The organism is Haladaptatus marinus, from assembly GCF_051194195.1.
This window is the reverse complement of record NZ_JBLZNK010000003.1, coordinates 876,945-895,326: the sequence shown is the minus strand read 5'-3', so window position 1 is coordinate 895,326 and position 18,382 is coordinate 876,945. Positions and strand designations below refer to the sequence as shown.

The window sequence follows — 18,382 nt, the reverse complement described above, 5'->3', positions numbered from 1 at the left end:
CATCGCCCCTCGTTGGGTTCGTCTTCGAATAAAAACCTTCGCACCCTACTCCGTTACCGTTCGCACGAAGTCGTCGATGCTGTCTCGTGCGCGCTTTTCGTCGTCGCCAGTTAACCCCCCGAGAAGCACCGAGAACACCACGGCCCGTTTTTGCTCTCGGCGAACGATTCCCGAGAGCGTTCTACTCCCGGTGAGCGTCCCCGTCTTCGCACGGAGTTCGTACTCTATATCGAGCAGTCGTTCTTCGAGCGTCCCCTCTCCTGGCGTCGGAAGCGAGGTGAAAAAGGTCTCCGACCACGACTGTTTGGTGACCCATTCGAGCACGCGGACGATGCCACGGGCGGAAAGCAGATTGTACCGCGATAGCCCGGAACCGTCTCGGATTCTGAATCCTCCTCCGTCGCAGTCGTCGAGAAACTCGGCTACAACCGTTTCCCATTCGTCCCACGACCCCTCTCCTCGTACTTCGTGGGCGACGGTTCGAGCGAGTTGTTCGGCGAGGAAATTGTCGGACGGGACGTTCATCCGGCGGACGAGTTCGGAAACGGGCGGCGATTTTACCGTCGCAATCGTCTTGCCAGAATCCGGATTTTCCGTGGCGTGAAACCCACCGAAATGGCTGATTCCTGTATCTTCCAGCGCGTCGCGGAACGCGAACAGACAGTGACGAACTGGGTCAGCGATAGGAACACTCTCGGTTCGGAGTTCGTCGGGCGGTTGCCCTTCGACGTGAATCTCGTCGTCGCATCGGAACACTCGCAACTCGTCCGCCGACGAGTCGAAATCCGTGACGAGTTCGACCGCGTCGGTTCGGGGGTTGACTTCGACTTCGGTGCCGGACACCGTTACCGAAACGGTGTTTCCCGCGAACGCGAGTGCCGTGCTCTCTGCGCCGTAGTCGTACCGTCCGTCCTCCCACATCCATCCCGGCCCGCGGGATGCTCCTTCGAAGCATCCCAAATCAGCGACGAGGTTTCTCACGGCGTCGATTCCGTCGTTACGGACGGTTTTGGCGAGCACCGACAACTGGACGGGCGAAAGCGATGGATTTCCTCGTCCCGCAAGCACGAGCGAGTCATCGACTCGGGAGACGCGCGTTTCGAATCGGTAGTCCGGCTCGAGATGATGGAGCGCGAGCGCGGCAGTAAGGAGTTTCGTGTTCGATGCTGGCGGGAGCGGGACGTCCGGGTCGTGCGCGGCGAGTTCGTCGCCGCCGAGTTCGCGGGCCAGCACGCTCGATGCGATGGACGCGCCGTTCACCACGAGAAGGCCTCTCTGTCGTCGCTATCGATGTGACAGGCCGATAGCTGGCCGTCGGCGACGGATTCGAGTTTCGGGATGTGGGCTTCGCAAGGCGACAGATACTCCGCGAGTGTGGACTGAGCGTCGTCCCAATCGCCATCGGATGCGTGTGAGATTGCCCGTTCGACCGTCTGATCGACCGCCGCTGGAAGGCTGCTCGTGAAATAGTGTGAGCGAACCGACGCCGGGTCGGTATCCGTTTGCAGAGTTTCGTTGCACACATCGCTCCGCAGTTCCATGTACTCGCGATACTCCTCGCGCGTGAACGGGTCGGGAACGATGAGGGCCGGACAGCGCGTGTGGAACTTACAGCCGGACGGTGGGTCGCTCGGACTCGGCACGTCGCCGACCAGTCTCGACTCGACGCCGCGGGTGTCCGGGTCGGGGTTCGGCACCGAATCCAGCAGGGCCCGGGTGTAGGGATGGTGCGGTTCCGTGAACAGTCGGTCAACCGGTCCAGTCTCCACGAAATCCCCGAGATACATCACCGCGACGCGGTCTGCGACGTTCCTGATGACGGAGAGGTCGTGTGTGATGAACAGGTAGGTGAGGCCGTACTCCTCCTGTAAATCCTGCATGAGCGAGAGGATTTGGGCCTGCACGCTCATGTCGAGACCACTCACGGGTTCGTCCGCGATTACGAGGTCGGGATTGATGGAGAGCGCCCGCGCGAGGTTGATTCGTTGGCGCTGTCCGCCCGAAAATTCGTGCGGATACCGGCCGTAGTGTTCCTCCTTCAGACCGACTTGCCCGAGCAGTTCGAGCACGCGCTCCCTGCGCCGTTCTTCGTTCCACCCTGCCGCTTCCAGCGGGTCGGCGATGATGTTCCCGATTTTTCGACGTGGGTTGAGGCTGGATTGTGGATCCTGGAACACCATCTGGGCGTTTCGTCGAAATTCGTGTTTCGCGTCGCCGTCGAACGTCGTGGTTCGGGTTCCGCGGAATTCGACTGCACCGTCCGTCAGGTCGGTCAGGCCGAGCAGGGTTCGTGCGAGCGTCGATTTTCCACAGCCGGATTCGCCGACGACACCCAGCGTTTCGCCGGGATAGAGGTCGAAGCTCACGCCATCGACCGCTCTGACACTTTGACTGTCCAGTTCGAGCGGAAATCTGCCGTCCGAACTCCACCGGAGCGAACTGATGAACCCCGTGTTGACCGGGAAATGCTTCGTCAAGTTCTCGACCCTGAGCAGCGGTTCGTCCGATTTCTCGGGGCGTTGCTGAAGGCGTTGACTCATGGTTGACCTCGCTCGTGAAGCGTTGGTTCCTCCGCGCCGTATTCGTCCTTGTAGAGGATACAGGCCGAATCGTGGTTCGGCCCGATATTGACTCGCGGCGGTTCGACTCGCGCGCAGTCGTCGACGGCCACGGGACAGCGGGTGCGGAATCGACATCCGGATGGCGGGCTGATAGCGCTCGGCATCGTTCCCTCGATGGGATTCAGGGTTTCGGCTTGCCTATCGGGCCGAACGACCGACCGCAGGAGCGACTGCGTGTAGGGGTGTTTCGGATTTCGGTACAGTTCGTCGTAGGGCGCCTGTTCGACCACTTTTCCGAGATACATCACGACAACGCGGTCACAGACTTCCCGGACGACGCCGAGGTCGTGGGTGACGTAGACGACGCTCGTGTCGTACTTCTCCTGAATCTCGTCGAAGAGGTCGAGAATCTGGGCCTGAATCGTCACGTCCAGCGCCGTCGTCGGTTCGTCCGCGATGATGAGTTTCGGGTTGCACGACAGTGCCATCGCAATGAGCGCGCGCTGGCGCATCCCGCCCGAAAACTCGTGTGGATACTGGTCGGCCCGCTGTTCAGGGTCAGGAATCCCCACGTCATCGAGCAGTTCGATTGCTCGATTGTAAGCTTCTTTTTCGGTGCGGTCGGTGTGGTACTCCACGATTTCGGCGATTTGATTGCCCACTGCAAAGACGGGATTCAGCGCCGACATCGGGTCTTGGAAGACGAACGAAATCTCGCTCCCACGAACCTCCCGTCGCAGTTCGCGCTCGGAGCAGGCGGTCAGGTCGCGCCCGTCGAACCGAACCGTCCCATCGACCACCTTGCCGGGCGGATTGATGAGTCCGAGGAGGCTCTTCACCGTCACGCTCTTTCCGGCCCCACTCTCGCCAACCAACCCGAGCGTTTCACCGCGGTCTACTTCGAAGCTCACGCCATCGACGGCCTGCACGATGCCCTCTTCCGTGTAGAAATACGTCCTGAGGTCTTCGACTTCGAGGAGGCTCATTGCATTCGCCTCCCGTCAGCTCCATCTTCACTTTGCGTTCCGCCATCCGTAGCCGGATTCTCGGTAACTGGGTCACGGTCGTCGCGCATTGTACTCTCGCTGGAAAGGAACTCGTCGTCCAGTTCGTCCCAGTTCGCTTTGCGGAGAGTCGTCCGCGGATCCATCGCGTCGCGCAGACCGTCGCCGAGCAGATTGAAGCCCATCACGGTGAGGAAAATCATCAGGCCGGGGAACACCGCGACCCACGGCGCGATGATCATGGCTTCTTGTGCTTGGTTCAGCATCCGCCCCCACGACGCCGTCGGCGGTTGTACCCCCAACCCGAGGAACGACAGCGCCGCCGCGCCGATGATGACGCCACCCATCGAGAGGGTGGCCTGCACGACGACCGCGGCCAGTCCGTTCGGTACGATTTCACGGAACAGAATGGTGCGTTTGGGCAGTCCGGCGGCTCGCGCCGCCTCGACGTACTCTTCCTCGCGGAGAGAGAGCACTTCCGACCGCATGACGCGGGCGTAGGCAGGAATGCCGATTACCCCGTAGGCGAGAAAGAGGTTGTACACGCTCCGTCCCATAATCGCCATCAGCGTTATCGCGAGGATGAGCCCGGGAATCGAGTACAGCACCTCCAGCAGACGCATTATCGTGTCGTCGATTCGACCGCCGAAGTAGGCCGCCGTCGCGCCACAGACGATTCCGCCAAGGAAGCTGATTCCGACCGCGATGACGCCGATAGCGAGCGCGACTCGGCTTCCGTAGATGACCCGCGCTAGCACGTCCCGCCCGAACTGGTCGGTTCCCATCGGGTGGTCGAGGGAGGGGGCCGAATAGGGCTCGGCCAGGTCCATCGTGTGCGGATCCGTGTGAATCGCGGTGATGAGTGCCTTGTCGAACAGCACGATGTCGATGCTCGAGAAGATGGCCAGTACGACAATAACGCCAACAATGAACGCGCCAACGATGGCTGTGGGGCTGTAACGGAGCTCCCGAATCGTCCCCATCAGTCGGCTCTCGGTGTCGATTTCGGTCTCGGAGAGTGAGGCTTTTGTACTCATGTCAGTCGTATCTGATTCGCGGGTCGATGTACGCGTAGGCGAGGTCGGTCAGCAGGACGCCGACGAGGAACAGCACGGCGAACGTCAGCGTCATGCCCATGATGATGCCGTAATCGTTTTTCATCGCTCCTGCAAAGAACAGCCGACCCATGCCGGGGATGGCGAATATCTTTTCGGCGATGACGCTCCCGTCCAGCAGGAAGGACAACTGAAGACCGATAATGGTCACCAGCGGCAGGAGCGCGTTCCTGAACGCGTGTTTGAGCAGGATACGCCGCTCCGGCAGGCCGTAGGCGCGCGCCGTCAGGACGTAGTCCTGCGATAGCTCCTCGACCATGCTGGAGCGCGTCATTCGCATCAACGTCGCGGTCTGTGCGGTCGCCAGCGTGATGACGGGCATGACGAGTCGTTTCGCCGATTCCATCGGGTCTTGTGCAAACGGGACGTAGCCCGAGGCGGGAAGCCAGCCCAGCTCAAGGGAGAACAGGAAGATGAGCATCAGCCCGAGCCAGAAGTTCGGCGTCGAGAGTCCGGCCAGTCCCAGAAACCGCGAAACGTGGTCGCCCAACTCGTTGTGCTGTGAGGCGGCGTAGACGCCGAGGAGGAGCGACACCGGGAGCGCGATGACGTAGGAAAGCCCCATCAGCGTCAGCGTCGGGCCAATTCGCTCCAGCATGAGGTCGGTGACCGGTCGCTTTCGCATGAACGATTCGCCGAGGTTGCCCTGAAGCACCTGCCCGAGGTAGTCCAAGTACTGTTGCCACAGCGGTCGGTCGAAGCCGTACTGGTGGATGAGTTCGTCCGCGAGTTCCTGACTCGGGTTCAATCCGAGATAGATGCGAACCGGATTCCCCGGTAAGGCGTGCATCAACACGAACGTCAGCGTGAAAACGCCCAGCAAGACCGGCACGATTTGAAGCAATCGCCGGGCGGTGTAGCGGTACATGCTCATGAGTTAGTGTATTGAAATTCTCTGGAAACGGTTGGACGTTAGTTCTTGAGCGAGGCGTTCGACCACTCGTTACACAGCGGTTGGGCCGCGAACGCGGTCGGGTCGTACCCCTGCACTTTGTTGCTCCACGCGGTGGCGGACTGCTCGGAGTATACCGGAATGTGTGGATACTCCGACTGGAACGCTTCCGCGGCTTGGATGTACAGCTTTCGGCGTTCGTCCCTGCTCTGGAGTTTTCGCGCCTTTCGGATGTTCTCGTCCGCCTTCTTGAGCTTCTGACTGTCCGGGTAGGCCTCGTGGAGCATCCCAGCGGAAGCGTTGCCGACGTAGTTCTCGGGGAGACTGTCGTCGTTGCGCAGGTTGCGGAACAGGTAGTAGTAGAACCCGTCGGGGTCTTGACCGCCCGACCAGCCGTAGAAGGTGACGTCGTACTCCCCGGAGTCGAGTTGTTCCAACCACTGGCCGATGGTGACTTCCTGCACCTCGGCTTTGATACCCACCTTGTCCATCTCGTTCTGGAGGATGATGGCCATGTTTTTGAACTTTCCAGAGGTGTGGGTGGACATCTTCACGTTGAAGCCGTCGTCGTAGCCCGCCTCTTCGAGCAGTTTCTTCGCCTTGTCGTGGTCTTTCTCGGGGTAGTACTTTTTCTTCCACTCCTGCCACGGGAAGTCCCACGCCTCGTTCACTTCCTTCGGCATGAAGCCGTAACTGCGCTTGCCGAGTTTGCCCTTCGTCGCGCTCAGCATCTCGTCGTAATCGACGAGGTAGTGCATCGCCTTGCGAACCTTTCGGTTGCCGAACGGTTCGTGGAGCGCATTGAAGATGAGGCCGTTGTAGTCAAACTGCGAGATACGTTTTATTTTCAGGTTGTTCTTTTTCTCGGCCTCGCCGAGCAGGTTTTTCGACACGGACGACTGATGGACGTTCCCGGTGGCGAGTTCGACGTACGCCGTCTGCGCCTCGGGAATGACGCGATATTTGACCTGCTTGAGATTCGGCGATTTGAGGAAGTAGTCGCCGAACCGTTCGAGCGTGAGGTGCGAGCCGGACTTCCACTCCTTGAGCTGGAACGGGCCGCTTCCGACCGGTTTCTGGGCAAACTTCTTCTGACCCTTACTCTTGGCTTCCTTCTTCGGAACGATGGCCGAGTTCATCCCCGCGAGCGTCAACTCGAACAGCGCGTAGGGATGTTTCAGGTTGAACGTGACTTCGTAATCGCCGGACGCTTCGACGCTCTCGACGAACGAGAGGTTCTCCTGATTCGTTGATTTGTTGTCCGGGTTGAGCACCCAACTGAACGAGTAAGCTACGTCCTCGGCGGTCATCTCGTTCCCGTTGTGGAATTTCACGTCCTGTTTCAGCGGAATTGTGTACGTCTTCTCGTCTTGCTTTTTCGGCTTCTCCTTGGCGAGGTGCGGGACTATTTCGCTCCCGTCGGGTTTGACGGCCAACAGCGTGTCAAAGAGGTAGTGCATCATCCCGTTGACCCACGCGAGTTCGTTCATGCGCGGATCGAGGGTCGTCGCGTCCTCGGCCGTGGTATTGATGAACGTGCCACCTTTTGCGCCGCCGCCCGTGTTGGTGTTTCCGTCGCCTGTCGTTCCGGCCCCGCCCGGCCCGTCACCGGTCGTCTTTTGGCCGCCACAGCCGGCGAGCGCTGTCGCTCCGCCGAGTGCGCTCATCGTCAAGAAGCGCCGTCGATCGAGGGAAGAGTTGTATTTCTCTGTCATGGTGTCAGTTGTTTCGGGCGAGTTGCCCGGTTCGTGATACCTAATAGCAAAGAAGGGTGTAGCAAATAAGACAGCCCTTTCATACTAGGGTTATATGTTCAGAACAGTAATCTGTACGCTGTCCTGCAAATTTTGTAACGATTTCCCGCTTGCAAGATATCCTGTAAGGATATGTTCTCCTGGTTCGGGTCGCCATTCGTCGCCGCTGGTTCCGGAATCACGAATCTGTCCATCCCACGTTCCCTCAAACTGTCTGACGCCACGTCGCCGAAACGCGACCCGTCTCGGCGTCTCCGGCGGTTCGAACCGCCGCTCGTCGGCGTCCGGGATTCCATCCACGTCCCAGCCCCAGAGGCGACTCGTCGGCAATCGCACGCTCAGCGGAAACGGCGCGCGATTGCGAACCCGAAGCGCGAACGTCGCCGGTTCTCCGACGACGATTTCCCGTGGTGCGCGAAGTTCGACCGAAAGACTCCGGAGGGCGACCGCGTTCGGAACGAGTCCCGCGAACCAACCTCCCCCGCCGTCGGTTCCGCCTGCTGGCTCGGGGGAAAGCACGTCTGCCGGTTTCATGGACTGGTCACCGGGCGCGCGAAAGAAATGTCTTTCTCAGACGAACGACGGCGTGCGTTCTCACAACCCATTCGGAATCCGGTCGCGCCCCAATACGTCTTCACACGTCTCGCGCGTTCGCAGGCAGTCGTGACTTCCGTCACTTCGAATCACCACGACCGGGGGTTTTGGCTCCGCGTTCGTGTGACTTGCACTGCCGAGCGAGTATGCGCCAATTCTGTCCACCGCGACGAGGTCGCCGGGGCCGAGTTCAGGAAGGGCCACGTCCTCGCTGATTACGTCTCCCGTGTAACAAAGCGGGCCAGCGACGTGATACTCTCGTGTCGCGTCGCGGTCTTTGAGCGCGTACACCGGATACGGCCAATACGAGGAGACGGCGTTCGTCCCGCCGTCCAACACCGCGAAGTCCGCGTACGGTGTTTCACTTTATCACGCCGACCGAACCGAGAAAGGTTCCGGCGTTGCCGACGAGTCTGCGACCGGGTTCGACGAACAGGCGTGGTTCCGGGAGGTCGAGGTCAGCACACGTTTCCCGAACCGCTTTGGCCATCCGTTTCACGATGTCTTCGGTGGCTGGCACGTCCTCGTCGTAGGGAACCGGAAAGCCGCCGCCGAGGTCGAGAACCTCGCATTCGACGCCCAACTCGTCGCGGATTCGCCCCGCAAAGCCGAGCATCTCCCGGGCAGCGACCCCGTACGGTTCGACGCCGCGAATCTGGCTTCCCACGTGTAACTGCACGCCAGCGAGCGAGACGGCGTCGGATTCGACGGCCGTTTCCGCGACCGCCATCGCCCGTCCGCTTTCGATATCCAGTCCGAACTTGCTTTCGCGGGTCGCCGTGGCCACTTCGGGATGGGTAGGTACCTCCATCGCCGGGTTGCCGCGAATCAGCACGTCCGGGGACGTATCGGTGGCGTTCGCCGCGACGATGACCTTCTCCAACTCGGCGACATTGTCCACGAGCAGGTGGGAGACGCCCCATTCCAGTGCCCGTTCGATATCCTCCGGTGCACGATTCATTCCGGTCAACAGCACGTGGTTCGCGTCGAATCCGGCCCGCTGCGTTGCCGTCAGTTCACATCGGGCGTAGGCTTCCGCCTTGCACCCGGCAGTTCGAAGCACCGAGAGAACTCCGAGGTTGTAGTTGGCTTTCACGGCGAAGTGAACCACCGAGTCGGGGTAATGGTCGTCCAGTGCGGTTCGGAGGGTTTCGTAATTCGCCCGCAAATCGTCCTCAAAAAAGGCGTAGAGCGGCGACCCGAATTCGGAGACGAGGTCGTCCGCGTGCGTTCGCAGTCGCTCTCGCCGGGCGTCGATGTCCATGCCTCGAAATCCCGTAATGTGCGAATAATCCTTGGCCCTCCTATGCTAGGGACAGAGATTTACCACGAGGGCGACACCATCCGCACGATGGCACGCGCCAGTTCGCTCGCGCCGCTCACTGCGTCCGCGCTGTGGGGTGGCATGTATGTCGTGAGCAAGTGGGGATTCGCCGCCATTCCCCGGTCACCCTCGCGTTTTGCCGCGTCGTTCTCGGCGGGGTGACCCTCTTTGCGGTGGTTCGGCTGACCATGCCCAGTCGGTCGTTTTCGCGTGGCGATTGGCGACGATTCGGTGTTCTCGGCGGCTGGGTCGCGCTAACGCTCGTCACGCAGTTCGTCGGAACCGACCTGACGACGGCCAGCCAGGGTTCCCTTCTGACCGTCCTTACCCCCGTTTTCACGCTGTTGCTCGGTGTCATCATCCTCGGCGAATCGCTCTCCGGGCGAAAAGTCGTGGGGATGGCACTGGCCGTCATCAGCACGTTGGTCGTCCTCGCGGGGCAGTACGATTTCTCGACCATCGGGGAGGGAAACCTCCTAGACGTTCTCGCGCTGTTCGCCGCGAGTTTCGGATGGGCGGGCTACACGGTGTGGGGCAAACCGCTCGTCAGAACCTACTCCGCACTCGAAACCGCGACCTACTCCACGCTGGCGTCGATTCCACTCGTCGCGGTTCTCGTTCCGTTCGAACTCGCTTCCACCTCCCTCGATGCGACGATGACCCTTGCAATCGTCGGCGCGGTGCTGTATCTCGGCGTCTTCAGCACCGCGGCGGCGTGGTTCCTCTGGTACCGCGGGTTGGCGGAGTTGGATGCGGGCGTCGTCGCCGTCTTCTTTTTCACACAACACGTTGTCGGCGCGGCGTTTGGTGCACTCCTCCTTTCGGAGTCACTCGGATAGTCGTTCCTCGCGGGCGGCGGTGTGATGGCTGTGGGTGTGTGGGTCGTGAGCACCGCAGGGCGATAATCCGTGGCCAGCGACACCAGACCACTTTCAGGCTGCGGACCGGTGTTATGCCGACCGCTGGTGTCCGTCTATTCGATGATCGAAAACTGACACACGCAACCGTGCTGGTCGAGGATACCGACGAGGCGATCGAGTGGTACACCGACAAACTGGGCTTCGAAAAACGAGCGGACGAGGAGTTCGCGCCCGGAATGCGCTGGGTGACGGTCGCTCCACCCAAGGGTGAGACCGAAATCGTCCTCCAGGAGCCGAGCAAGGAATTCTTCGGCGACGAGGCGGAAACCCTTCGTTCCCGCATCGGCGAGGGAACCGTCTGGGTGGTCGAAACCGACGACTGTCGGGGAACCGTTGCCGACCTCGAAGAACGCGGCGTGACGATTACGAGCGACCCCGAAGAAGTCCCGTGGGGCGTCTCCGCGATGTTCGAGGACTGCTACGGCAATCCATACAACCTCGTGGAATCGAACGAGTAATCGAAATTCGCGGCATGTAATTCTGTCGCCGGATTCAGTCCTGTAGTGGATCTTCCGTTCCGCGAACGCTATCGACGATAACGTCGTCTTCCGGGCGCTCGGCTAGCCAGAACAGTTTGTAGCCGTCCACTTCTCGCACGAACTCGATGTCGGGTGCGTCGTTCAACGAGTAGCGCCGAAGCGCCCACTGCAACACCGAGTGCCGTGCTTTTGCTCGCGATTGCTCGGGAGAGAGCTCCGTCGGTAGCACCAACACGTCCTCTATTTCTCGGGTTTCCACCGTCGGAACCCCGTCAGCCCGAACCACGAGTCGGCGGGAGCGGTCCACGCTGGCGACGAACCGGTCGGTTCGCTCGCTCATGAACGGTCGTTCGATGGTAACCGTCGCCTCGTACACTCGGTAGGGATACGCGACAGTTCCGACCCGCCCGCTTCCGGCGTCCTCGCGCGAAATTTCTGGCGGAATGACCGCGAGTTCCGTGCGCTCGTGCCGTTTACCGACCAGTTTACTCGTCATTCCAGTAGCCGGATTCCCCGACGTGGGCGCGGATGTTGTCCGCTTCGGTGATTGCTTTCGGGGACACGTCCCGTCCGCCGTCGGTCACGTAACTCGGCGTCCCACTTCCGGGTTGGCTGGTCACCGCCGACAGCGGCTTGTCGAACACGTCGAAGTGGTCTTCAACACCGGACGGCGGTTTCGTCACGAGCGAGACGGAGACGAGCGTGAGCACCGAGAGGATGAACGCCGGGAACAGGCCGTAGACGCCGACGAGGCCGTAGAGGAACGGCGAGGCCTCCTGGGCGGGCATGATTCCCAGCGCATCGAGGACGGTTCCGAGTTGCGTCCACAGCACCATCGTCGTCGCACCGACAATCATGCTGGCGACGGAACCCTTCGCCGTGACGCGCTTCCACCACAACGCCGCTATGAGCGTGGGCCCGATTGCCGCACCGAGACCACCCCACGCGTAATCGAGCACGAGGGTGTAGATGGGCGTGCTCTTTGCGAGGTACGCAAATGCGATACTCGCACCGCCGAGCGCGATGGTGACGTAGCGCGAGTAGCGCACGAGTTGTTCCTCGGTCGCTTGTGTGTTCATGAAGCCGTGGTACACGTCCTCCACGACGGCACTCGTGGCGACGAGCAGTTGCGAGTCGGCGCTGGACATCATCGCCGCCAGCGCCGCCGCGAGGACAATTCCGGCGATGGGTCCGGGAAGGAGGTCAAGCGTCAACCTCGGCATCGCGTTGTCGGCCTGTGCGAGGTCACCCTGTCCGAAGGCGAGGATGGCGTACAGTCCGACGAGCGCCGCACCGATGTACGCGACGAACATGAACAACTGGGCGACCATCGCCGCGAGGCGGACGTTCTTGACCCGGTCGATACCCATGAACCGCACCATGATGTGTGGGTTTCCGGGAACGCCGAGACCGATTGCGGCGTAGCTGATGATGCCGAAAATTGCGGCCCACCCCGTCGCCCCCGCGGTGATGCTGGTCAGAGATGCACCGCCACTGACGTTTGCAAGGTCGTTGAACGGGAGGCCGTAGTTGGTGAACGCGATGATGGGGAGGATGATGAACGCCACGAGGATGATGGCTCCCTGGAAGTAGTCCGACCACGCGACGGCGAAGTAGCCGCCGAGCATCGTGTAGCCGACGACGATGAAGCCTCCCACGACGATGCCGACGACCGGTTCGACACCCGTGAGAACCTGTAGTAACGTCCCGGCGGCGACGATTTGTGCGCCAACGTAGCCACCCTCGAACAGCATCAGTACGACCGCAGAGATGCCTTTCACCATTCCCGTATCGTCTTGCAAACGAGTGGCGAAAAAGGTCGGCAAGGTCACCGATTTCACGATTTCAGTGTACTTTCGAAGCCGTTTCGCGAGCCCTGCCCACGCGAGCAGGTCGGCCGGAATCATCCCGAGTCCGTTCAGGAACGCCATGATTCCGGTTCCGTAGGCGTTCGCCGGAACACCGAGGGTGAGCCAGCCGCTCATCTCGGATGCCCGCTCGGAGAATCCGGTGACGACCGGCCCGATTTGACGGCCGCCGATGACGTAGTCGCCGACGGTGTCCATCATCCTCGACGCCCATAGCCCGATTCCGATGAGGATGAGGAGATACGCACCGAAGGTGGACAACACCCAGATTCCCGCTTGTCCGGCGATTCCATCAGGCATAGCTGTCCTCCTCGTACTCCTCACGAAGTCGCTTTTCGCGCCTGCCTTCGAGAACGTAGTACGCGATTAACATCACGAAAAACACCACGTAGGGGCCGACCAATCCCAACCAGTCGAGTGTACTCATCCCTGCCATACTGTTAGAGAGTGACAAGCGTTAAAATAAGCGTTTTGGCGTTTACAGCATTTCGGGGACGAAAATATTTGTACGAAAACGGGACAAAACTGTCACCATGCAACCGACAGTAGGGGGTCGGTGACATTGCGCCCGAAAACCCCATCGTTCGACTCCCGCGACGAACTGGCCGACTACATCGCGAACTATGCCGACGAAATCTAGCGAACTCGGCGTTTTCCTCGGATTTCCCCACGGCCCGGACGAGTTCGACATCGTCTGCGCTCGAAACGACACGCGCAAATTCCAGAGTGCGAGCGTCGTCAAACTCCCGATTCTGTACGCGCTGTACGAGCAGTACGACGGGCGACTTTCCGACCTCGCCGAATCGTGCCCGCTCGACCCGGAAAATAGGGTCGGCGGGAGCGGTATCCTCCATCTGATCGATGCGACGCCGACCGTCGAGGATTTGGCTCGGGCGATGATTGCGACCAGCGAGAACGCCGCGACGAACCAACTCATCGATCTGCTCGACATGGCTGCCGTCAACGATTCGGCGGCGAAACTCGGAATGGAACGAACGCGACTCGCTCGCAAGATGATGACGACGCTCGAAGACACAGATTTCGAGGAGTCCGGAATCCGGGTACCCGAAGACGAACCCGCGAACGTCACGACACCGCTCGACTGCGCTCGCTATTTCTTCGACCTCGCGTGTGAGGCGACCCTTTCTCCGGCGGCATACGAGCGACTGCGTATCCCACTCTCCGCGCAGAAGGACACGTCGATGATTCCTCGATATCTCCCCTATGAAACCGACGTTGCCCACAAGACCGGATGGCTTCCATCCGCTGCCCTCGATACCGGCCTGTTGTCGGTTCCCGACAGGGACGCTCCGCTCGTGTTTGCAGTGTTCGTGGACGGCGTGTCTCACGGTGCGGACGCCGCGGACGCCATCGCGGAAATCGGTGACGCCGTGTTTTCGTGGCTTAGATGAGTCGTCGCGCGAGTTCGAACTTTTCGTCCAAATCGGCGAGATAGTCGCCGTGATCGCTGTCGAGGCTGTTGATTACCACTGCTTCGTCGCCACCGTAGGCGTGAATGTACTCGTCACCACCGAGGCTGATAGCGACGTGACCGGGGAAAAAGAGCAGGTCACCCGGTAGAAGTTCGCCACGGGAAACCGTCTCGCCCATCGCGCGCTGTTGGTCTGCATCCCGTGGGAGGACGATTCCGTTGACTCGGTACGCAATCCACGCCAATCCCGAGCAGTCGATTCCGTCCGTCGTCATCCCACCCCAATCGTACTCCGTACCGAAAAATTGCCGTGCGATTTCGACGACCGCCTCGCCGGTTGGATTCTCGGGCGGTCGGTGAACCGCGGCGTCGGATTCCAACGCCGATTTGGATTCGAAATCGGCGCGCACAGCGCGCGCTCCCGTTCGGAAGACGACTTCGGAGCCGTCGATTCGACACTCGGTTCCCGCGTAAATCGGATGGTCTACATCGTCAGGCGAAATTTCGTGGGTGAGGACGGAATCGATAGCTTCCTCCTGCGCAGTCGTGAGAACAGCTGCCTCGACCCAGCCGAGATAGCCGTCCGGTGTTCGAATCCGAACCCACTCGCCGTCACGGTCAAACGCGGCGACGGCGGCACCGTAGAGCACTTGTGTGACTTGCTCGGCGTCAGCGTCCGCGTCGCCGCGAACGGGTGCAACCGGAGCATCGACGGTTCGTTCCGTTCGCTCGTCCGCGAGAACCGAAACGTCGCTCGCCACCGGGTGACCGGTTGCTCGTTCGACAGCGTCGCGCGCGTGCTGTTCGAGTTCGGATGTCGAGACACTCCCCCGAAGCAGCAGTCGGTCTCGGGTGGAGTCCGCCGTCGTCGATTTCGCAGTCACGTCGAAGACGGTGACCCGCGAATCCGGTGCGTATCTCGTCCGACAGCGTTGGAGTGCCAGTCGCGCGCGCTGGTTGTCGTCCATGCGCTCCTGTGCTCGGAGTGACCTCAAAGTCCTATCGCCTATTCGAGATGGACGATTTCGGGGTCGAACGACTCGCCGGTCCAGCGCCACGACCCGACGAAGGGGTACGACCCGTTCAGCGAGACGATAACGTAGGAGTAGCCATCCCACGTCGCATCCGCGGCGTCGGTTTCGCTCGGAGTGTCCGGCCCAGCGGGGTGTGAGTGATAGAATCCGACGACCTCTTGCCCGCGGTCTTCGACCTCCTCCATCACCACGAGCTGTTCCTCCGGGTGGATTTCGTAGTTCGTCTCCGGCGTCTCCGCGACGTTTTCGGCCTGAAACGTGTCTTCGACTCGTGTGGGATTACCCCGCGTTCCGGCCAGGATTCCGCAGATTTCGTCGGGGCGGCCCCGGCGCGCGCGGCTCACGAGTGTGTCGTACACTTCGCGCGAGAGGACGAGCATACTGCATGGTTCTCCGTCGGAAGGCATAAACGAGGAGGCCAGCCAATCGAAACCCACTTGCAGGGGAAGCGGCAATCGACAGGCGTGCGAGGGTTGCCAAGCCAGGCCAACGGCGGCGGGCTTAAGACCCGCTCGCGTAGGCGTCCATGGGTTCGAATCCCATCCCTCGCATACGCTTACGAACGAACTGAGGAAGCGTGAGAAGGTTGGATTCGGATTAGACGGGGCACGCGCAACGCAGTTCTCGTGAACGAAGTGAACTAGAGCATGGAAGAGATTGCCTCTTCCAGAGTGAGCATGTCCGGGCGTAGTTCGAATCCCATCCCTCGCACTTTTCAGCGAATTCCGTCGTGAACAGATCATATTCTATATTAAAATTGAATACTTATCGAATTTCTGAATATCAGATGGTTTTAATCAGTAGCTATGAGTCGGATTGCATAATGAAACAGGACAATCGTGTTCACCATCAAAATCAATTTTTCATCTGCGATTCTACGTTCCAACCGACTCCTCCTTTAGGGTTTTCCCACGCCGAATTTACCGAGGATCTCGACGTTTATTACTCCGGAGTGCTTCCACTTCAGCAAGCCGCGGACGGCGATAACGAAATCGCACTTGTCGGGAATGCAGTTATTCCCGGTAAATCGATGGTTCAGCAATGGCTAGAGGAAGTCGTTACTGAGTCGTTGGAAGACGTTCTCCGCCGTTCTCAGGAACTCACTGGCCGCTACGTCATTATCTATTCCGACGAGGAGTCGACGACCGTCATTCCGGACGCGGTTGCACACAAATCGGTCTACTATCACACGGAGTACGACTTGCTAACGTCCTCGCTCAAACTGTTGTTCGACTCCGTGGACGTGGAACCAACGAAGAACCCGGATGTCGTCGAGTTCATGAACACGGAGCAGTTCACGAACAACGAAAGCGCCGTTATCGGCGATAAGACGCTCTTTCGGAATCTACGGTGCGTTCTTCCCAATCATACGCTCGATGTCGAAACGAAACGCACCTCACGGCGACCGCTGTTTTCGCCGACTGTCCAGCACACCCCTGCACGGTACATCGCGAACCTTGTTTCGGGTGCGATGGAGGCGTTCAACGACAAATACAACCTTCTCACGCCGATTACCGCGGGGAGGGATTCGCGGACGATACTGGTTTATTCGAAGGATATCGTTCAAGACATCACGTGGTACACGTTTTCCGACTGGTCTGCTGGGGAACACCCTGACGTTACAATTCCGAAGCGAATCGCCGCGGAGCAGGACTTTGACTACTCGATTTATCACCCGCGTGCCCTGGATGATGACTTTCGAACCGCGCTCAACGAGTATCTCTGTTGGACGAGGGGGCTTCCGAAGACGAGACACGTGCAGTTCTTGTACAACAACTACGACGTAGAGACGGACATCTACGTGACCGGCAACGGCCCGATATACAAGTCGAATTACGAGATGCCCGAAAACGGTACGAATCTCGTACAGCACGTGTGCGACGTTCTCCAGTATCCCGATGACACATACGTCAGGAGCGAAATCGAGGAGTGGTTACCCGGGGTGACCGAATACGCATAAGAGTACGACATCCCACTCATGAACCACCTGTACTGGGAGCAACGAATGGGTCGGTGGGGCGCGCTGGCACCGCGTGAAAAGGATATCGCCACCAGAGGGATTTCCCCGCTCTCGAACTACAATCTGTTGCTAGCGGCGCTGAACGTCGATCGAGAGCGTCTCTCGCCACCGGATCATGATCTGATCAACAGCATCATCGATGCGAAATGGCCTGCACTGTTGAAATACACCGTGAACCCGAGCAAAAACCCGCTCAAAGCCAAAGTTGCCAGTGCTGCGCCGTATCCCGTCGAACGGATGTTCAGACAAATAAATTCAAAGCTGAGTTAGCGTTCCAGGGTCGCGAACGCGAACTACTTCTCGTAGCGCGAGATTTGATTGCGATAGCTATCGCGTCCGGGAAACGCCGCGAGTCGGAGGCACCGAATTGGGGCAGATTCTCAGTTGAACACGGTTCTCTATGGTTCTCGATTGATCATGCCCTTCTCGTCTGGCTGTCAAGTAATATCTGAAATACAACGGTGGATTTCCCAATTGATGTGTGTTTATACAGACTATTTCGTTCTTTTTCCGAATAAGTTTGCAATAATCGGAACAGTAATTAACTATTGGTGGAAATCTGGTCACAGTCACCGATGGTTTCACTTCGTTTGTCCCTCCCGTCGACGCGTATGCTGATCTTGCTGTTTATTACTGCTATTCTTCTCACAGGTGGGTTCGTCTCGTCCAGCGGCGGTGTCAGTGATGGACGAGCCGCACTCGCAACGACCACTAATACGACAGCGACCACCACAGCCACAGCAACGACGTCCCGCACGACAACTACCACATCGATGATTCCAACTACCACTGCGACATCCACGACAACAATACCGACGGAGACAACGACGACAACGACGATAACGACGACAGAACCCACTACGACGACCACGACAACGACAACAATACCGACGACGACAGCGACGACAACAATACCGACGACGACAGCGACGACAACAATACCGACGACGACAGCGACAACCGATACAACAACCGCAACGCAGACGGCTACGACCACTCCTGCAACCACCTCGCCACCGACATCCTCAGAGACGACACGGACAACGTCAACAACTGCTCCGGGGGCGAGCGAAACGCGCGGAACGACCACGACGGTGGAAACGGAATCGAAAACGGAACAGGTGCCACAAGCTACTGGGACGACGGTACCGAACGGGTCAAACGCGAATGCGGGAACTGGAATGGCTACCGCGACGACCGCCGAACCGCTTCCCGACGGTGATACTCCGAAAAACGAGTGGACTGTTTGGGATATTGGGGCACTTCTGTTGGTCTGTCTCGGTGGGTCGCTTATAGCGGTTCCATGGATGTTCTCACGGGCGTATACGTGGGTCGAACAGTAACGACTTACCACGGAATAACTAAATATCTCTATAATTACACGT

General features: G+C 59.6%; 20 protein-coding genes, 1 tRNA gene and 1 pseudogene. 7 read left to right on the top strand and 15 right to left on the bottom strand.

Annotated elements, in window-relative coordinates; all coding sequences use genetic code 11:
• Window positions 1-45 precede the first annotated feature (45 nt).
• The 9 genes from dacB to ACN2TU_RS10700 form a co-directional block, all read right to left on the bottom strand.
• Entirely contained in the window at window positions 46-1,263 is a 1,218-nt protein-coding gene (gene dacB, locus ACN2TU_RS10740; RefSeq protein WP_435155244.1) for a D-alanyl-D-alanine carboxypeptidase/D-alanyl-D-alanine endopeptidase, read from the bottom strand.
• Window positions 1,257-2,540: an ABC transporter ATP-binding protein gene (locus ACN2TU_RS10735; RefSeq protein ID WP_435155243.1), complete on the bottom strand. Its 1,284-nt coding sequence runs from the start codon at window positions 2,538-2,540 to the stop codon at window positions 1,257-1,259. The genes dacB and ACN2TU_RS10735 overlap by 7 nt, the downstream gene beginning before the upstream one ends.
• The gene (locus ACN2TU_RS10730; protein ID WP_435155242.1) at window positions 2,537-3,547 is read right to left on the bottom strand and encodes an ABC transporter ATP-binding protein; all 1,011 of its coding nucleotides are present in this window, start codon (window positions 3,545-3,547) and stop codon (window positions 2,537-2,539) included. Before ACN2TU_RS10730 ends, ACN2TU_RS10735 begins: the two co-directional genes overlap by 4 nt.
• Complete coding sequence (locus ACN2TU_RS10725; RefSeq protein WP_435155241.1) at window positions 3,544-4,602, bottom strand: ABC transporter permease; 1,059 nt, start codon at window positions 4,600-4,602, stop codon at window positions 3,544-3,546. The genes ACN2TU_RS10730 and ACN2TU_RS10725 overlap by 4 nt, the downstream gene beginning before the upstream one ends.
• Window position 4,603: 1 nt before the next feature.
• Window positions 4,604-5,554: an ABC transporter permease gene (locus tag ACN2TU_RS10720; RefSeq protein ID WP_435155239.1), complete on the bottom strand. Its 951-nt coding sequence runs from the start codon at window positions 5,552-5,554 to the stop codon at window positions 4,604-4,606.
• A gap of 38 nt (window positions 5,555-5,592) precedes the next feature.
• A complete protein-coding gene (locus ACN2TU_RS10715) occupies window positions 5,593-7,239 on the bottom strand; it encodes an ABC transporter substrate-binding protein (protein ID WP_435155238.1) in 1,647 nt (548 codons plus the stop codon).
• Between the two features lie 138 nt (window positions 7,240-7,377).
• The gene (locus ACN2TU_RS10710) at window positions 7,378-7,860 is read right to left on the bottom strand and encodes a DUF7974 family protein (protein ID WP_435155237.1); all 483 of its coding nucleotides are present in this window, start codon (window positions 7,858-7,860) and stop codon (window positions 7,378-7,380) included.
• 60 nt (window positions 7,861-7,920) lie between these two features.
• Window positions 7,921-8,259 carry a hypothetical protein gene (locus tag ACN2TU_RS10705; RefSeq protein ID WP_435155236.1) on the bottom strand — a complete coding sequence of 113 codons (339 nt, stop codon included), beginning with the start codon at window positions 8,257-8,259 and terminating at the stop codon, window positions 7,921-7,923.
• A 22-nt stretch (window positions 8,260-8,281) separates the two neighbouring features.
• On the bottom strand, window positions 8,282-9,184 hold the full coding sequence (locus ACN2TU_RS10700; RefSeq protein WP_435155235.1) for a diaminopimelate decarboxylase family protein: 903 nt from the start codon (window positions 9,182-9,184) through the stop codon (window positions 8,282-8,284).
• Between the two features lie 87 nt (window positions 9,185-9,271).
• Between ACN2TU_RS10700 and ACN2TU_RS10695 the strand changes: the two are divergent.
• Together ACN2TU_RS10695 and ACN2TU_RS10690 are read left to right on the top strand one after the other, a co-directional pair.
• A pseudogene (locus ACN2TU_RS10695) lies at window positions 9,272-10,083 on the top strand (DMT family transporter).
• A gap of 113 nt (window positions 10,084-10,196) precedes the next feature.
• On the top strand, window positions 10,197-10,622 hold the full coding sequence (locus ACN2TU_RS10690) for a VOC family protein (RefSeq protein WP_435155234.1): 426 nt from the start codon (window positions 10,197-10,199) through the stop codon (window positions 10,620-10,622).
• 34 nt (window positions 10,623-10,656) lie between these two features.
• On the opposite strand, the gene ACN2TU_RS10685 is transcribed toward ACN2TU_RS10690, so the two are convergent.
• Genes ACN2TU_RS10685 through ACN2TU_RS10675 form a run of 3 tightly spaced genes read right to left on the bottom strand, consistent with a single transcriptional unit; the run spans window position 10,657 to window position 12,947 of the window.
• Window positions 10,657-11,139, bottom strand: coding sequence for a hypothetical protein (locus tag ACN2TU_RS10685; RefSeq protein WP_435155232.1), 483 nt, complete (start codon window positions 11,137-11,139; stop codon window positions 10,657-10,659).
• Window positions 11,129-12,811, bottom strand: coding sequence for a sodium/proline symporter (locus ACN2TU_RS10680; RefSeq protein WP_435155231.1), 1,683 nt, complete (start codon window positions 12,809-12,811; stop codon window positions 11,129-11,131). Before ACN2TU_RS10680 ends, ACN2TU_RS10685 begins: the two co-directional genes overlap by 11 nt.
• The gene (locus ACN2TU_RS10675) at window positions 12,804-12,947 is read right to left on the bottom strand and encodes a hypothetical protein (protein WP_266078621.1); all 144 of its coding nucleotides are present in this window, start codon (window positions 12,945-12,947) and stop codon (window positions 12,804-12,806) included. The genes ACN2TU_RS10680 and ACN2TU_RS10675 overlap by 8 nt, the downstream gene beginning before the upstream one ends.
• A 187-nt stretch (window positions 12,948-13,134) precedes the next feature.
• Here ACN2TU_RS10675 and ACN2TU_RS10670 point away from each other — a divergent pair, with 187 nt between their 5' ends.
• Window positions 13,135-13,923, top strand: coding sequence for a serine hydrolase (locus ACN2TU_RS10670; protein WP_435155229.1), 789 nt, complete (start codon window positions 13,135-13,137; stop codon window positions 13,921-13,923).
• Here ACN2TU_RS10670 and ACN2TU_RS10665 read toward each other — a convergent pair.
• Both ACN2TU_RS10665 and ACN2TU_RS10660 read right to left on the bottom strand, forming a co-directional pair.
• Entirely contained in the window at window positions 13,916-14,911 is a 996-nt protein-coding gene (locus ACN2TU_RS10665; RefSeq protein WP_435155227.1) for a C40 family peptidase, read from the bottom strand. The two genes, ACN2TU_RS10670 and ACN2TU_RS10665, sit on opposite strands and share 8 nt — an antisense overlap.
• A gap of 38 nt (window positions 14,912-14,949) precedes the next feature.
• Window positions 14,950-15,357: a desampylase gene (locus tag ACN2TU_RS10660; RefSeq protein ID WP_435155225.1), complete on the bottom strand. Its 408-nt coding sequence runs from the start codon at window positions 15,355-15,357 to the stop codon at window positions 14,950-14,952.
• Between the two features lie 86 nt (window positions 15,358-15,443).
• On the opposite strand from ACN2TU_RS10660, the gene ACN2TU_RS10655 reads away from it, so the two are divergent.
• The 3 genes from ACN2TU_RS10655 to ACN2TU_RS10645 all read left to right on the top strand — a co-directional run bounded on the left by ACN2TU_RS10655 (window position 15,444) and on the right by ACN2TU_RS10645 (window position 17,267).
• Window positions 15,444-15,528: transfer RNA gene (locus ACN2TU_RS10655), tRNA-Leu, on the top strand.
• 272 nt (window positions 15,529-15,800) lie between these two features.
• Window positions 15,801-16,937 carry a hypothetical protein gene (locus tag ACN2TU_RS10650; RefSeq protein WP_435155223.1) on the top strand — a complete coding sequence of 379 codons (1,137 nt, stop codon included), beginning with the start codon at window positions 15,801-15,803 and terminating at the stop codon, window positions 16,935-16,937.
• Between the two features lie 18 nt (window positions 16,938-16,955).
• Window positions 16,956-17,267: a hypothetical protein gene (locus ACN2TU_RS10645; protein WP_435155222.1), complete on the top strand. Its 312-nt coding sequence runs from the start codon at window positions 16,956-16,958 to the stop codon at window positions 17,265-17,267.
• Between the two features lie 271 nt (window positions 17,268-17,538).
• Here ACN2TU_RS10645 and ACN2TU_RS10640 read toward each other — a convergent pair whose 3' ends face one another.
• Window positions 17,539-18,087 carry a hypothetical protein gene (locus ACN2TU_RS10640; RefSeq protein ID WP_435155220.1) on the bottom strand — a complete coding sequence of 183 codons (549 nt, stop codon included), beginning with the start codon at window positions 18,085-18,087 and terminating at the stop codon, window positions 17,539-17,541.
• A 4-nt stretch (window positions 18,088-18,091) separates the two neighbouring features.
• Between ACN2TU_RS10640 and ACN2TU_RS10635 the strand changes: the two genes are divergently transcribed.
• Window positions 18,092-18,340, top strand: coding sequence for a hypothetical protein (locus ACN2TU_RS10635; protein WP_435155219.1), 249 nt, complete (start codon window positions 18,092-18,094; stop codon window positions 18,338-18,340).
• The last annotated feature ends 42 nt before the right edge of the window (window positions 18,341-18,382 follow it).